The organism is Curtobacterium sp. Leaf261 (assembly GCF_001422205.1).
Classification (GTDB): Bacteria; Actinomycetota; Actinomycetes; order Actinomycetales; family Microbacteriaceae; genus Curtobacterium.
The window spans coordinates 358,910-373,921 of sequence record NZ_LMMJ01000009.1 but is presented as its reverse complement, the minus strand read 5'-3'; the positions used below and the strand labels follow the sequence as shown (position 1 = coordinate 373,921).

Below are 15,012 nucleotides of genomic sequence, written 5' to 3'. Positions count from 1 at the left end.
GGGGCGGACGCCAGCCGTGCCTCCAGTCCGGATCCGTCCCGACCGCACACGCGGTGCCGATACGATCGATCCTCGTGGCGAACGGTGGCAGGAAGACCAAGCAGCGCTCCGGACGACCCGGTGGCCGACCAGGCGGACGACCCCAGGGGCGTCCCCGGAAGGCGACCGCGCGCGACTGGATCGGCGGGGCGCGCCTCCGCACCCTGACGCTCGGTGTCGTGCCGGTGCTGCTCGGGACGGCGGTGGCGTACCTCGACGGTGGGTGGGACCTCGGGATCGCGCTGCTGGCACTCGCGGTCGCGGTGTTCCTGCAGGTCGGCGTGAACTACAGCAACGACTACTCGGACGGCGTCCGCGGGACCGACGAGTTCCGGGTCGGACCCGCGCGGCTCACCGGTGCCGGGATCGCGAAGCCCCGGACCGTCCTGACCGTCGCACTGACGTTCTTCGGGCTCGCCGCGGTGGCCGGCATCGTGATCGTCGTGCTCACCGGGACCTGGTGGCTGCTCGCTGTCGGGGCTGCCGCCATCGTCGCCGCCTGGTTCTACACCGGGGGCAAGAAGCCGTACGGGTACAACGCGCTCGGTGAGGTGTTCGTCTTCGTGTTCTTCGGCCTGGTCGCCGTGCTCGGGACCGAGTTCGTGCAGATCGGCCGGGTCAGCCTGAACGGTCTCGTGGCCGCGCTGATGGCCGGGTTCTTCTCGTGCGCGGTCCTCATGGTGAACAACATCCGGGACATCGACGAGGACACCCGCGCCGGCAAGCGCACCCTGGCGGTCGTCCTCGGACAGGGGGCCGCCCGGACGCTGTACGTGGTGTTCCTGCTGCTCCCGTACGTGGCGCTCATCTGGTTCGTCCTGCTGTACTTCCGGACCGGGTACACGTACTTCACGTTGCTCATGGCGCTGCCGGCCGCGATCATCGGTGCGACCTCGACGAAGCCGCGGGAGCTGATCACCGCGCTGCAGCTGTCCTCGTTCTCAGCGCTCGCCTTCGGGATCGTGCTGGCCGTCGCGCTCGCGATCCAGCCGTAGCGCCGTCGGGGTCGCGAGACAGGAGCCGCGTCGCCGAGGTCAAGGACTCAGGGGCGGGACGGCTCGTCCGGCGTCGCTGGCGTCGTCGGGCGCGGTGCGGCCTGCTGCGGCGCGGACGGCTGCGGTGCGGCTTGCTGCGGTGCGGCCTGCCGCGGTGCGGCTTGCTGACCGGGGGTGTCCTCCGCGTCGACGAAGTCGTCCTCGTAGTCCGCGTCCTCGTCGTGCTCCGGGGCCTGGCGACGCTCCGCGAGGCTCGTCGCCACCTGCCACCGGAGCTTCGGCAGCGCGATGTACGACACCAGGAGCGAGATGAGCGCGGCCCCGATCGTGGCGAAGGCCCACTGCACGCCGATCACCAGGAGGATCGCGAGCACCGCCGCGAAGATCCCGAGTCGCGCCAGGGTGTACGTCAGCCAGGCTTTCACGCGGCAAGTCTACGGACTGCCGAGGTGGGAGCAGCCCGAGCGTCCGCGGCCCGGTCGCGGATGCTCTCAGGCGGCCGCCGGAGCTGCGTCCGGTCCCCGGTGCATCACAGGTGGCCTGCCTAGACTCGGCCGCATGGTCCGGTTCATCGTGGTGGCTGTCGTGGCCGCGGTCGCGTTCATGGTCTATGCCGTGATCGACTGCGCGACGATGCCCCGGCCGCGGGTGCGGTCCCTGAACAAGGCCGTCTGGGTCCTCCTCATCGTCGTGCTCCCCGTGCTCGGCGGCCTGCTCTGGTTCGTGCTCGGCCGTGCGCCGGCGTCGCGTGCCCCGGCGTCCAGGTACCTCGGACCCGATGACGACCCGGACTTCCTCGGTGCGACGCACCACGGCATGGCCGCGAGCGAGAAGGAACAGAGCGACGCAACCATCCGGAACCTCGAACAGCAGCTCGCAGAGCCCGACGACGACGCCGGTGCCGGACCCCGCCGCCCCTGACGGTCGGACCGCCCCTGACGGTCGGACCGCCCCTGACGGTCGGACCGGGACTGACGGTCGGACCGGGACTGACGGTCGGACCGGGACTGACGGTCGGACCGGCTCGGGTGGTCGGACCGGGTCGGGCTCTCCCGCGACCGACTTCTCGATCGCGCTGCTCCGCGAGTTCGTCCGCGTCGGCGTGACCGACGTCGTCGTCAGCCCCGGGTCGCGGTCGCAGGCCCTCGCCCTCGCCGCCGCAGCGACCGAGCGCGCCGGGTCGATCCGCGTGCACGTGCGCCTCGACGAGCGGACGGCCGCGTTCTTCGCGCTCGGCCTCGCCGTCGAGTCCGGGCGTCCCGCGCTCGTCGTGACGACCTCGGGCACCGCGGTCGCGAACCTGCACCCCGCCGTGCTGGAGGCGCACCACTCCGGTGTCCCGATGATCGTGCTGAGTGCGGACCGGCCGGCCGAGCTCCGCGGGATCGGCAGCAACCAGACCACCGTGCAGTCCGGCATCTTCGGGACCGCACTCCGCCTGCTCGTCGACGTCGAGGCACCGACCCTCGACGGCGTGGGCGACCCGGCCGTCGACCCGGAGGCCGCCGACGCGGTCCGTGCTCTCGCGCGCCGAGCGGTCGCCGCGGCAGCCGGGCACCAGGGGACTCCCGGGCCGGTGCAGCTCGACATCGGCTTCCGCGAACCGCTCTCGGCCGGTGCGGGCGTGGTCGAGCCCGTCGCCGAGGACGACGTCGACCCGGCATTCGCGGTCCGACGGATCCGCCCGGTCGGCGAGCCGGACGTCGACCTCGCCGTCGACGAGGTGCCCGGGACCGTCGTCATCGCCGGCCACGACGCCACCGACGACGCCGAGCGCATCGCGTGGGAGCTCGGCGCACCCCTCGTCGCCGAGGTCACGAGCGGCGCACACTTCGGTCGGAACCTCGTCGTGGCCTACCGCGAGCTGCTCGCGGACCCGGCGTTCGGCGGCACGGTCCGGCGCGCGGTGGTCCTCGGGCACCCGACGCTCAGCCGCGAGGTGCCGACGATCCTGCAACGCGACGACGTCGAGACCATCGTCGTCCGGGGCGTCGCCGGTGAGGCGTACGACCCCGGTCGCGCGCTCGGAGCGGCCCACGGTGCCACGGTCGTCGCCGGTGTCCGGGTCACCGGCCGCCCGGGCCCCGAGCACCGCGCCTGGGTCGGCCGGTGGGTCGCGGCGAGCAGGACTGTGCTCGGCGAGGGCGACGCCGGCCCGGACCTCGACGCCAAGCGGAGCGAGGACCGCCGCGAGCGTGCCCAGTTCTTCCGCGACGAGGTGGCGATCCAGCGCCGTCCCGTCGGGCGCGAGCTCCTCGTCGACGCCGTCTGGGGCGCGACCTGGCCGCACGACCGCCTCGTCCTCGGTGCCTCGACGCTCATCCGGGTCGCCGACCAGCGTGTCCAGGGCAAGAAGGTCGTGGCACACGCGAACCGTGGCCTCGCGGGCATCGACGGCACGATCTCGACGGCGCTCGGCATCTCCGCAGCGCAGGCCGCCGAGGACGGCCGGGGTGGGACGACACGCGTCCTCGTGGGGGACCTCACGTTCCTCCACGACATCGGCGGACTCGTCTCCGGCGCACTCGAACCGGCGTACCGGCTCCAGGTGATCGTCGGCAACGACGGCGGTGGCGCGATCTTCGACGGTCTCGAGGTCGCGGGGTCGACCGACCCGGCCGACATGCGGCGACTCATGTCCACGCCGCAGACGGTCGACGTCGAGCAGCTCGTCACGGCGCTCGGCTGGACCTACCGCCGCGCGTCCACCTGGGGCGACCTCGAGAAGGTCCTGACGGACCCCGCTGAGCGGGTGGTCATCGAGGTCCCGCTGGCCGTCTGACCGTGGACCTCCGCCCACCGACGGACTGGAGGGACGGTGCGCCCCCGCCCCGAGGGCGCGTCCCCGGTGCACCCGCGTGTTCCGAACACGCGCGTCCACGCCGCGCCGCCGGTGCACCCGGGTGTTCCGAACACGCGCGTCCACGCCGAACACCCGTATCCCCGTGTGCACGCCGGACGACGGTGTTCGGAACACGGGCGTCCAGGCCGAGCCGAGCCGGGCCGGGACGGGCTGCCGGGACGGGCTGACGGGACTAGGCGAGGGCCTCGGCGATCGGGCGGAACTTCAGCGCGGTCTCGGCGACCTCGCGGTCGGGGTCCGAGCCCTCGACGATCCCCGCGCCGGCCCATGCCCGGACGGTGCCGTCGTCGCTGATCTCGGCACTGCGGAGGGCGAGCATCCACTCGCCGTCGCCGGACGCACCCATCCACCCGACGGGGCCGGCGTACCGGCCGCGGTCCACCGCCTCCAGTCCGGCGATCAGGCGGACCGCAGCGTCCGTCGGCGTCCCGGCCACCGCCGCCGTCGGGTGCAGGGCGTCCGCGACGTCGAGCGAGGTCGTCCCGCGGGGGAGCAGGGCGGACACGTCGCTCGCGAGGTGCCAGAGGTTCGGGAGCTGCAGTCGGAACGGCGCGGTGTCGGCGCGGATGTCCGTGGCGATGGGACGGAGCGCCTCGACGAGGCTCGCGAGTGCGAAGTCGTGCTCCTCGAGGTCCTTGGCGCTCGACGCGAGTGCGTCGGCCGCGAGCCGGTCCGACGTGTGGTCGGTCCCACGGGCGGCGCTGCCGGCGAGCACGCGGGCGCTCAGGGCGGTGCCGTCGGTGCGCGCGAGGGTCTCCGGGGTCGCGCCCACGAGGCCGTCGACCGCGAACGTCACGCAGTCCGGGTAGCTCGTGGCGAGGTCGAGGAGGACTGCGCGACGGTCGGCGTGCGGCGGGAGGGTCGCGACGCGGTCACGTGCGAGGACGATCTTCCGCGCCTCGCCCGCACGGATCGCGGCGACGGCCTGTTCCACCGACGCGGCGTAGGCGTCGGCGTCGATCTGCCCCGGGCCGAACGCGGCCGACACGTGTCCGGCGACCGCGGGCGTGGGGTCGGACAGCGTGGACGGCCCGAGCATCGCCGGGTTCGCGGTGGTGTCGACGGCGGTCAGCCAGGCGCGGCCGTGTCGGCGTCCGATGACGATCCGCGGCACGATGAGCACGCTCTCGGCGGCGGAGTCGTCCGCGAACGCGAAGGCCCCGAACGCGACGAGCCCGGTCCCTCGGACCCGGAGCGCGTCGTCCACCGTGGCGTTCGCGACGAGCGACCGCCACGCGGTGGCCGCATCGCGCATCCGATCGGGTCCGCGGAACACGTACCGGAGCGCCTCACCGACGCCGATGATGCCGTCCCCGCGACGGACGAACGCGAGCGGTCGATCCGCCAGGGTGTGCCGGAGCACGTCTCCCGGGTCGTCGAGCATGCGGGTCGACACGGTGAGGTGCGGGGTCTCGACGGCGGTCAGTGACACGTTCCGATGCTACGCGTCGCCGCCACTCGGGAATGCTGAGGGACGACCACCTAGGATGGATCCTGTGAGCAGAGCGGACATGTCCAAGCGGCCGGACGAGGTGGCGGCCATGTTCGATGACGTCGCGGAGAAGTACGACCTCACCAACGACATCCTGTCCGCGGGGAACGCCCCGCTGTGGCGTGTCGCGACCGTCAAGGCCGTCGACCCGCAGCCCGGCGAGAAGATCCTCGACCTGGCCGCCGGCACCGGCACGAGCTCCGCCGCCTTCGCGAAGAAGGGCGCCGACGTCACGGCACTCGACCTGTCCACGGGGATGATCGAGGTCGGTCGGGGCCGTCACCCCGAGATCACGTTCGTGCACGGCGACGCCGAACACCTGCCCTTCGAGGACGACACCTTCGACGCGGTGACGATCTCGTTCGGACTCCGCAACGTCAACGACCCGATGGCGGCGCTGGCCGAGATGTACCGCGTCATGAAGCCCGGCGGCCGCGTCGTGATCTGCGAGTTCTCCACCCCGCCGATGGCACTGCTCCGCTTCGGGTACCTGTCCTACCTGAAGCGCGTGCTCCCCGGCATCGCCAAGCTCTCGAGCAGCAACCCTGCCGCCTACCGCTACCTCGGCGAGTCGATCGCGGCGTGGCCGGAACAGCAGGTGCTCAGCCAGTGGCTCCGCGGCGTCGGGTTCACGGTCGTCGCGTACCGGAACCTCACGGCCGGCATCGTCGCACTGCACCGCGGCCGGAAGCCGATGACCGGTGCCGTCCGTGCCTCGGCCGCACGCCGGGCCGAGGCCAGGCGTGCGCACCAGACCACCGGCGAGCAGCCGGACGTCGTCGCGTCCTCGGACACGTCGCCGCCGGTCGCCGACGGCACGGACACCCCGTGAACGCCAGCGCTCCGGTCGTCCGGCGGGCCCCGAGTCTCCGTGCCTCCCTCGGGGTCGGGGAGCGCATGTTCGCCACGCCGACCGAACGCCGCTTCGTCGGCCGGATCGACGACGGCCTCGAGCTCGTCGAGCAGGGCCTCGACGAGGCCATGCACTCCGCCGACCAGCTCGCGGACACCACGACGCGCTACCTGCTCGCCGCGGGTGGCAAGCGCATCCGCCCGACGCTGACGCTCCTCATCGCGCAGCTCGGCGACGGTGTCACCCCGCAGGTCGTCCGTGCCGCCGTGAGCATCGAGATGACGCACCTGGCGTCGCTCTACCACGACGACGTGATGGACGAGGCGCCCGTCCGACGCGGGGTGCCGAGTGCCCACGTGACCTACGGCAACAACGTGGCGATCCTGACCGGCGACCTGCTCTTCGCCCGCGCGAGCCTCATCACGAGCGAGCTCGGACCAGAGGGCATCCGCATGCAGGCGGAGACGTTCGAGCGACTCTGCCTCGGGCAGCTGCACGAGACGATGGGCCCCGGACCCGGTGACGACGTCATCGAGCACTACCTCGGTGTCCTCGGCGACAAGACCGGCTCGCTCATCGCCACGGCCGCACGTGCCGGCGTGATGTTCTCCGGCGCGGACCGCGCGTACCTGCCGGCCGTCGCGGAGTTCGGCGAGAAGGTCGGCGTCGCGTTCCAGCTCGTCGACGACGTCATCGACCTCGCGCCGGCGGGGGACCACACCGGCAAGATCGCCGGGAACGACCTGCGCGCGGGCGTCGAGACCCTGCCGCTCCTGCACCTCCGGCGTGCCGCGGCCACCGACCAGGCGTCGGCGGCACTGCTCGCGCGGATCGAGCACGACGTCGCCGGTGCGCCGGACGACGCCGTGACCGGGGCGCCCTACGAGTCGGCCGTCGCGGAGCTCCGCGACCACGAGGCCACCGCGACGACGCGGTCACTCGCCGCGCAGTGGGCCGACGAGGCCGTCGCCGCACTCGGACCGCTGCCGTCTGGCTCCGTCAAGCGCGCGCTGACCCGGTTCGCCGAGTCCGTCGTCGACCGCACGCGCTGACCGGTCCGCCGACCCCGACGCCGGTCCGTCCGGCGCAGCCACCGAAGCACCGCGCCGATCAGGGCGCCGAAGAACTGGAGTCAACCAGGTGACCACTCTCCGACTCGCCATCGTCGGCGCCGGGCCCGCCGGGATCTACGCCGCGGACATCCTCCTCAAGGAGGCGCGTGGTTTCGACGTGTCGATCGACCTGTTCGAGCAGCTCCCCGCGCCGTACGGGCTCGTACGGTACGGCGTGGCTCCGGACCACCCGCGCATCAAGGGCATCATCAACGCGCTGCGCGACGTGCTCGACCGCGGTGACATCCGGATCTTCGGCAACGTCACGTTCGGCCGGGACATCACGCTCGACGACCTCAAGCAGCACTACAACGCCGTGGTCTTCTCGACGGGCGCGATCAAGGACGCCGACCTCGACGTGCCGGGCGTGGAGCTCGAGGGGTCCTACGGCGCGGCGGAGTTCGTCAGCTGGTTCGACGGTCACCCCGACGTGCCGCGCACGTGGCCGCTCGAGGCCGAGAGCGTCGCGGTGATCGGGAACGGCAACGTGGCGCTCGACGTCTCGCGCATCCTCGCGAAGCACGCCGACGACCTGCTGCCGACCGAGATCCCCGCGAACGTCCACGAGGGCCTGACCGCATCGCCTGTGACCGATGTGCACGTGTTCGGTCGTCGCGGTCCCGCCCAGGTGAAGTTCACGCCGCTGGAACTCCGCGAGCTGGGTGAGGTCCCCGACGTCGACGTCGTCGTCTACGACGAGGACTTCGACCACGACGAGGCGTCGAAGACCGCGATCGCGACGAACAAGCAGGTCATGGTCATCGACCGGGTCCTCCAGCAGTGGCGGAAGCGTGGGCCGGGGACCGCGTCGCGCCGGCTGCACCTGCACTTCTACGCGAAGCCGATCGAGATCGTCGGGACCGACGGCCACGTGTCCGCCATCCGGTACGAGCGCACGCGTCCGAACGGCCAGGGCGGCGTCGAGAGCACCGGCGAGGTCCGCGAGATCGCGATCCAGGCGATCTACCGTGCGGTCGGGTACTTCGGGTCCGCGCTGCCCGGCGTGCCGTTCGACGAGCGACACGGGGTCATCCCGAACCACGAGGGCCAGGTCCTCGACGACGACAACCAGCAGATCCCCGGGCTGTACGCCACCGGGTGGATCAAGCGCGGTCCGGTGGGGCTGATCGGCCACACCAAGTCCGACGCCATGGAGACCGTCCAGCACCTGATGACCGACCAGGCGAGCTGGTGGACGCCGGCCGACCCGTCCGCGGCCGCGATCCCGGCGCTCCTCGCCGAGCGCGGGGTCGAGTACACCGACCTCGACGGGTGGCACGCACTCGACACGCACGAGATCGGACTCGGCGAGCCGCACGGACGCGCGCGGATCAAGGTCGTCGCGCGCCAGGAGATGGTGGACGTCTCGCTCGGCCGCACCGGCGCACACCAGGGCTGACCCACCGGGACCGAGCCCGGCATCCGTCACGTCGCGGGACCCTCGGCCCTGTCGCACGACGGTCGCTCGGTTCCACACTGTCGCCGAGCGGGGGCGCGACGTATGGTGTCGCAATGGACACCACGCGGCGACCCGAGCCGCTCATCTCCCCGACTCACGTCGCGCCCGCCACCTCCGCCGCCTCCGTCGCACCGAGCACGTCTCGGCTCGTCGGCATCGACGTCGCCCGTTCCCTCGCGCTGTTCGGCATGATCGTCGCACACGTCGGTGCCGTCCCCTCGGTCATCGACTGGGGGCAGCCTGGTACCTGGATGGGGATCGTGGACGGCCGCTCGTCGACCCTCTTCGCGATCCTCGCCGGGGTCTCGATCGCCATCGTGACCGGTCGGAGCACACCCGTCGCCGGCGCGGCACTCGGCCGGGCACGGGTCCGCCTGACCATCCGCGCCGTGGTCCTGATCGCCGTCGGGTTCCTCCTGATGGCACTCGGCACGCCCGTCGCGGTGATCCTGCCGACCTACGGTGTGCTGTTCCTCCTGTCGCTCCCGGTGCTCCGCTGGCGTCGGCGCTGGCTGCTCGCGGTCGCCGGGCTCACGGTGGCGCTCTCGATCCCCGTCGCGACCGTCGCTGCCGAGGTCTACTTCAACACCTCCGAATACACGAACCAGCTCGGCCTCATCTACCCGCCGGTGACGTTCCTCGGGTACCTGCTCGTCGGGCTCGCGGTCGGGCGGAGCGACCTCGCATCGCGGGCCGTCCAGACGACGCTGCTCTGGCTGGGCAGCGCGATGGCGATCGTGGCGTACACGGTGGGGGAGCTCCTGGCCCCGGTCGACCCCAAGGCGTTCGCCTACCCGGGGGTCCCCGCGATGGAGGGCGCGAAGACCGCGGGCGGACGCGTGCTCGCGGAGTGGCTGTCGCCCCGCGGTCACTCGGCGTCCATCGTCGACATGCTCGGGAGCATCGGCGTCTCGATCGCGGTGATCGGGCTGTGCTCCCTCCTGTTCACCGAGCGTCGGGGCGTCGTGGCGCGGATCGTCGCGCGACCGTTCGCGGCCGTCGGGAGCATGCCGCTGTCGATCTACGCCCTGCACATCGTCGTGCTCGCGCTGCTGCTGGCGCGTCCCGAGGGTCTCGACTACGGCGCGAAGACGGTGTGGGGCTTCGTGCTCGGGTCGACCGTCTTCGCACTGCTCTGGTCGCGGTTCATCGGGCGCGGTCCGCTCGAGGCCGGTCTCAGCAGACTGACGAGCGGTGTCGGCCGACGACCCGTGCCGTCCGCACCGCCGGCTGCGGAGCCCGCGGAGCCGGAGGAGCCTGCCGGGCCCTAGCTGGCGCAAGCCTGCCGCCCAGCCGGGGAGCCTGCCGGGCCCTAGCTGGCGCGAGCCTGCCGCCCAGCCGGGGAGTCTGACGGCCGGGAGGCGCCCACCGGACCCCGGCCGTGCCTCCCGGCCGTGTCTCCCGGCCTCGCGGCGCTACTGCAGCGCGGCGGTCAGTCGCGCGACGTTGTCGAGGACCTGCGACCGGGTCGGCCGCTGCACCCACTCGTCGAGGGTGATCTCGAAGCTCTCGGCGCGGTAGTCGTCCTGCACCTGCCGGAGCTGGTCGACGAACTTCCGGCCGCGGACCATCACGGTGATCTCGAGGTTCAGGCTGAACGAGCGCATGTCCATGTTGCTCGACCCGATCACCGACACGGAGTCGTCGATCGTGAAGTGCTTGGCGTGCAGGATCGTCGGCTGCTTGTAGAGGAAGATCCGGACGCCGGCCCGCAGGAGCGCCTCGTAGTAGGAGCGCTGCGCGTGCCAGGTCATGGTGTGGTCGCCGATCTCGCCGACGAACAGCTCGACCGCGACGCCGCGCTGCGCGGTGGTCGTGATCGCGTAGAGCATCGACTCGTCGGGGACGAAGTACGGACTCGTGATCGACACCCGGTCCTGGGCGGCGTAGAGCAGCGCGTTGAAGAGGCGCAGGTTGTTCTCGCCGTCGAACCCCGGACCGGACGGCACCACCTGCGCGTCGAGCATCTCCGGGTGCGGTTCCGCGCGCTGGACCGGCTCGCGCTCGCGGAGGAGCTCGTCCGTCTCGCTGTACCAGTCGGTGATGAACAGCGCGTTGATCCCGGCGACGATCGGCCCCTCGAAGCGGGCCATGAGGTCCTTGTACCGGAGCCCCTTCTCGACGTGTGCCTTGACGTCGTAGCTGTCGTCGATGAGGTTCTGCGAGCCGGTGAACCCGACCCGGCCGTCGACGACCAGGATCTTGCGGTGGTTGCGGAGGTCCGGTCGCTGGAACTTGCCCTGCAGCGGGAGGATCGGCAGCATGAGGTGCCACTCGGCGCCCATGTCGTCGAGCCGCGCCTTGGTCGCCTTGTACCCGGGGTATCCGCGGCTGGCGATGTGGTCCATCAGGAACTTCACGCTGACCCCGCGCTCGACCGCCCGCTCGAGCGCGTCGAAGAACGGCTTCGTGGTGGGGTCGATCGTCGCGATGTAGAACTCGACGTGCACGAACCGCTCGGCCTCGTCGACGGCCCGGGTCATCGCCGCGATCGACTCGACCGAGTCCGGGTACAGCTCCGCCGTGTTCCCACCGACGAGGGGCATCGCACCGAGCCCCCGGTTGAGCTGGACGACGCTGTTCAGCCACTTCGGCCACGTCTCGTCGGTCTTGACCCGGTCCATGCCCTCGGTCTGGTCGAGGATGTAGTCGTTGATCTCGGACTGCTTCTCGCGGCGGGCCTTCGGGAGCTTCGTCGAGCCGATGATGAGGAAGACGATGAACCCGATGTAGGGGATCAGGAAGATCGCGAGCAACCACCCCGTCGCGGTCTGCGGCTTCCGGTCGATCGGCACGTAGATGATCGAGAACGCGCGGATGGCGAGGTCGAGCAGGATGAGCAGGACGGTGATGGTGATGCCGAGCCAGTGCTCCACGGCGGTCTCCGGTCTCGGGGTCGTGCGGCGCCGGGGGTCGGGCGCGGCGGGATCGGGCGCACCGAACTCGGGCGCTCAGGGGCGGGCGCTCGCGGGCTACCGGAAGTTGACGAACTGCAGCGGCACCTCGAAGTCGCCGCCCTTGAGGAGCGCCATCGTGGACTGCAGGTCGTCGCGGCTCTTCGAGGAGACCCGGAGTTCGTCGCCCTGGATCTGGCTCTTCACGGTCTTCGGAGCGTCACTGCGGATGAGCGCGCCGATCTTCTTCGCGACGTCCTGCTCGATGCCGTTCTTGAGCTTCGCCTCGATGCGGAACTCCTTGCCGGAGGCGAACGGCTCACCGGTGTCGAGGCTCTTCAGGCTGATGCCACGCTTGATGAGCTTGGACTCGAAGACGTCGAGGACGGCCTTCGCGCGCTCCTCGGAGGACGCCTTGATGAGGACGTCCTCGCCGCTCCACTCTACCGAAGCGCCGACGCCCTTGAAGTCGTAGCGCTGCTCGATCTCCTTGGCGGCCTGGTTGAGGGCGTTCTCCGCCTCCATCTTGTCGACCTTGCTGACCACGTCGAAGGAACTGTCTGCCATGCCGGACAGCTTATCCGGCGGGCGCGGGGGCTGGATCGCTGCGCAGTCGCTGTGGATACCCTCGGGGTGTGGCCGGTGCTGTGCAGGACGAGACGCGGCGGGACGAGACCGTGCTCGCGGGGTTCACGGACGCGCACGTGCACCTCGGGCTGGTCGATGCCGCGGCAGTCCGAGCCGGTGGGGTCGCGCGCGTGGTCGACCTCGGCTGGGACCCGGCGCTCGTGGCGGAGTGGGTGCGGGCCTCCCGTCCGGATCCCCGACACGCGCCGGACGCGAGCGACGCGCCGGACGCGAGCGACGCGCCGGCAGCGCTTCCGCTGATCGCGGTCGCAGGCGGACTCCTCGGTGCCCCCGGCGGCTACCCGTCCAGGGCCGGCTGGGCCCCCACTGCCGCGGCCGTCCCCGTCGCCGACGCCGCATCCGGACTGGAGGCGGTGCGCACCATGGCAGCGCTCGGAGCGCGGGTGGTCAAGGTCACCGTCAACACCGACGCGGGTCCGGTGTGGGACGACCGGCTCCTCGCGACCGTCGTGGGGATCGCCCACGAGCACGGACTCCCCGTCGCCGCACACGTCCAGGGCCGCGGGCAGGTCGAGCGGGTCGCGGCTGCCGGGGTCGACATCCTCGCGCACACCCCGTGGAGCGAGCGGCTGGACGACGCCCTCGTCGCGGAGCTCGCCGGCCGGACCACCTGGATCAGCACGCTCGACATCCACGGGTACGGGCGGCGGAGTCGCGCGCACCGGGTCGCGGTCGACAACCTCCGGCGGTTCCACGCGGCCGGCGGCGACGTCCGGTACGGCACCGACCTCGGCAACGGGCCGCTCCCGGTCGGGGTGAACGTCCGGGAGCTCCTGGCGCTCGCCGACGCGGGACTCGGCGCGGAGGACCTCGTCCGCGCACTCACCACCGGCACCCGCGGACGATGGGAGCCGTTCCCCGAGCCGGACGGGCTGACGAGCGTGCTCCGCGGCCCGATGCCGACGACCTCGGTGGCCGAGGTGGCCGCGTGGCTCGCCGGAGCGCGTGTCGAGCAGGCCCCCGAGCCCGGCCCCCGGTCTCGCCCTGAACCCAGCCCCGAGGACGAAACACCGCCCTCCGAACTGGACACCGCCCCCGAGAGCGGTGTCTCGCCCCGAGAGCGGTGGGACGCACCACGACCGAACGGACCCGACGCATGACGACACTCGACCCCGCCGCACCCGACCCCGCCGCACCCGACCCCGCCGCACTCGACGCCGCCGACCCGCTCGCCGCGTGGACGTCGCACTTCGTCCGGTCCGACGACGTCCTGGCGTACCTCGACGGCAACTCCCTCGGCCGCCCGATGACCGCCACCGCCGACCGGTTCCGCCGCTTCCTCGCGGAGGACTGGGGCGCCCGGCTCATCCGCTCCTGGGACGAGCAGTGGATGGACCTGCCGACCGCCATCGGTGACCGGATCGGCGCCATCACCCTCGGAGCGGCAGCGGGGCAGACCGTCGTCGCGGACTCGACCACGGTCCTCCTCTACAAGGCGATCCGGTCCGCCCTCCGTGCGCGACCGGACCGCGACGAGATCGTCATCGACGACGACCAGTTCCCGACGGACCGGTTCGTCGTCGAGGGCATCGCCGCCGAACACGGTGCGACGGTCCGCTGGGTCCACGTCGACCCAGCGCTCGGCGTGACGGTCGACGACCTGCGTACGGTCGTCGGACCGAGGACCGCCGTCGTCCTCGTCAACCACGTGTCGTACCGGTCGGCGTACATCGCGGACATGCCCGGGATCACCGCACTCGTGCACGAGGTCGGCGGCCTCGTCGTCTGGGACCTCTGCCATTCGGCCGGCGTCGTCCCGATGCAGCTCGATGCCTGGCAGGTCGACCTGGCGGTGGGGTGCACCTACAAGTTCCTGAACGGCGGACCCGGTGCGCCCGCGTTCCTCTACGCGCGAGGGGTCCTGCACGCCGAGCTCACGCCACCGATCCAGGGGTGGATGGGTGCGGAGGACGTCTTCGCGATGGCCGACGGGTACCGGCCCGCCCCGAGCATCCGTCGGTTCGTCAGCGGGACACCCCCGATCACCGGGATGCTCGCCATGCAGGACATGCTCGACGCGATCGAGGGCGCCGGGATCGAGGCCGTCCGCAACAAGTCGACCGCACTCACGGAGTACGCGCTCCGGCTCGTGGACGAGCACCTCGTGCCGCTCGGCGTGCAGGTCGCGAGCCCGCGGGACGCCGCCGTCCGGGGGAGTCACGTGATGATCCGGCACGCGGAGTTCCGCCGTGTCGTCGCCGGGCTCTGGGATCGCGGGGTCGTGCCGGACTTCCGGAACCCGGACGGGCTTCGCATCGGCCTGTCGCCGCTCAGCACCACGTTCGCCGAGGTCGCCGCGGGCGTCGAGGCGATCCGCGAGGAGCTCGCCGCCGGGTAGCCGCACCGCGTTCTGTGCCTGCGAGCGTCAACGGCCCGAGGCATCCCCTGGGGCAGTTGACGCTCCCTGGGACAGAACCGGTCGCGCGGGCAGCGTCGGTGCGCGGATGCCGGACTGGAGGGACGGTGCCAGGCCGCGGCGCGCCTCCCGTCCGGCAGGCGGTCACCGTGACGGGCCGGAGGGACGGTGCGGGACCGGCACTGCACCTCCCCACCGATGTGTGGTCGCCGCCCGCCGGGCCGCAGGTGGTCTCCGGAGGCCGACCGATCCGCTATGCTTTCTGACGCGCCTTCGGTCGGTGATCACACCGGCTGGGTGC

13 protein-coding genes are annotated in these 15,012 nt (G+C 72.0%); 9 read left to right on the top strand and 4 right to left on the bottom strand.

Going from position 1 to position 15,012, the window contains the following annotated elements:
* The first annotated feature begins 68 nt into the window (after window positions 1–68).
* Complete coding sequence (locus tag ASF23_RS12725; protein WP_082474152.1) at window positions 69–1,034, top strand: 1,4-dihydroxy-2-naphthoate polyprenyltransferase; 966 nt, start codon at window positions 69–71, stop codon at window positions 1,032–1,034.
* Between the two features lie 47 nt (window positions 1,035–1,081).
* Here the strand turns inward: ASF23_RS12725 and ASF23_RS12720 are convergent, their stop codons facing one another.
* Window positions 1,082–1,459: a DUF4229 domain-containing protein gene (locus tag ASF23_RS12720; protein ID WP_055954054.1), complete on the bottom strand. Its 378-nt coding sequence runs from the start codon at window positions 1,457–1,459 to the stop codon at window positions 1,082–1,084.
* A gap of 133 nt (window positions 1,460–1,592) precedes the next feature.
* Between ASF23_RS12720 and ASF23_RS18370 the strand changes: the two genes are divergently transcribed.
* Entirely contained in the window at window positions 1,593–1,955 is a 363-nt protein-coding gene (locus ASF23_RS18370; RefSeq protein WP_055954051.1) for a PLDc N-terminal domain-containing protein, read from the top strand.
* Window positions 1,933–3,816, top strand: a complete 1,884-nt coding sequence (gene menD / locus ASF23_RS12710) for a 2-succinyl-5-enolpyruvyl-6-hydroxy-3-cyclohexene-1-carboxylic-acid synthase (RefSeq protein WP_200919364.1) — start codon at window positions 1,933–1,935, stop codon at window positions 3,814–3,816. The genes ASF23_RS18370 and menD overlap by 23 nt, the downstream gene beginning before the upstream one ends.
* A gap of 253 nt (window positions 3,817–4,069) precedes the next feature.
* On the opposite strand, the gene ASF23_RS12705 is transcribed toward menD, so the two are convergent.
* Window positions 4,070–5,323: an isochorismate synthase gene (locus ASF23_RS12705; RefSeq protein ID WP_235510894.1), complete on the bottom strand. Its 1,254-nt coding sequence runs from the start codon at window positions 5,321–5,323 to the stop codon at window positions 4,070–4,072.
* Window positions 5,324–5,393: 70 nt separating this feature from the next.
* Between ASF23_RS12705 and ASF23_RS12700 the strand changes: the two genes are divergently transcribed.
* The 4 genes from ASF23_RS12700 (at window position 5,394) to ASF23_RS12685 (ending at window position 10,084) form a co-directional block, all read left to right on the top strand.
* A complete protein-coding gene (locus tag ASF23_RS12700) occupies window positions 5,394–6,221 on the top strand; it encodes a demethylmenaquinone methyltransferase (protein ID WP_055954048.1) in 828 nt (275 codons plus the stop codon).
* Window positions 6,218–7,294 carry a polyprenyl synthetase family protein gene (locus ASF23_RS12695; RefSeq protein WP_055954045.1) on the top strand — a complete coding sequence of 359 codons (1,077 nt, stop codon included), beginning with the start codon at window positions 6,218–6,220 and terminating at the stop codon, window positions 7,292–7,294. The genes ASF23_RS12700 and ASF23_RS12695 overlap by 4 nt, the downstream gene beginning before the upstream one ends.
* An 88-nt stretch (window positions 7,295–7,382) precedes the next feature.
* Window positions 7,383–8,753, top strand: coding sequence for an FAD-dependent oxidoreductase (locus tag ASF23_RS12690; RefSeq protein ID WP_055954041.1), 1,371 nt, complete (start codon window positions 7,383–7,385; stop codon window positions 8,751–8,753).
* A gap of 113 nt (window positions 8,754–8,866) precedes the next feature.
* A complete protein-coding gene (locus ASF23_RS12685; RefSeq protein ID WP_055954038.1) occupies window positions 8,867–10,084 on the top strand; it encodes a DUF418 domain-containing protein in 1,218 nt (405 codons plus the stop codon).
* Between the two features lie 144 nt (window positions 10,085–10,228).
* Here the strand turns inward: ASF23_RS12685 and cls are convergent, their stop codons facing one another.
* Together cls and ASF23_RS12675 are read right to left on the bottom strand one after the other, a co-directional pair.
* Window positions 10,229–11,689, bottom strand: a complete 1,461-nt coding sequence (gene cls / locus ASF23_RS12680; protein WP_055954036.1) for a cardiolipin synthase — start codon at window positions 11,687–11,689, stop codon at window positions 10,229–10,231.
* A gap of 96 nt (window positions 11,690–11,785) precedes the next feature.
* Window positions 11,786–12,274 carry a YajQ family cyclic di-GMP-binding protein gene (locus ASF23_RS12675; RefSeq protein WP_055954033.1) on the bottom strand — a complete coding sequence of 163 codons (489 nt, stop codon included), beginning with the start codon at window positions 12,272–12,274 and terminating at the stop codon, window positions 11,786–11,788.
* Between the two features lie 68 nt (window positions 12,275–12,342).
* Between ASF23_RS12675 and ASF23_RS12670 the strand changes: the two genes are divergently transcribed.
* Together ASF23_RS12670 and ASF23_RS12665 are read left to right on the top strand one after the other, a co-directional pair.
* Window positions 12,343–13,455, top strand: a complete 1,113-nt coding sequence (locus ASF23_RS12670) for a hypothetical protein (protein WP_055954030.1) — start codon at window positions 12,343–12,345, stop codon at window positions 13,453–13,455.
* Window positions 13,452–14,693 (top strand): kynureninase, encoded by a 1,242-nt coding sequence (locus ASF23_RS12665; protein WP_055954449.1) that lies wholly within the window; start codon window positions 13,452–13,454, stop codon window positions 14,691–14,693. The genes ASF23_RS12670 and ASF23_RS12665 overlap by 4 nt, the downstream gene beginning before the upstream one ends.
* Window positions 14,694–15,012 lie beyond the last annotated feature (319 nt).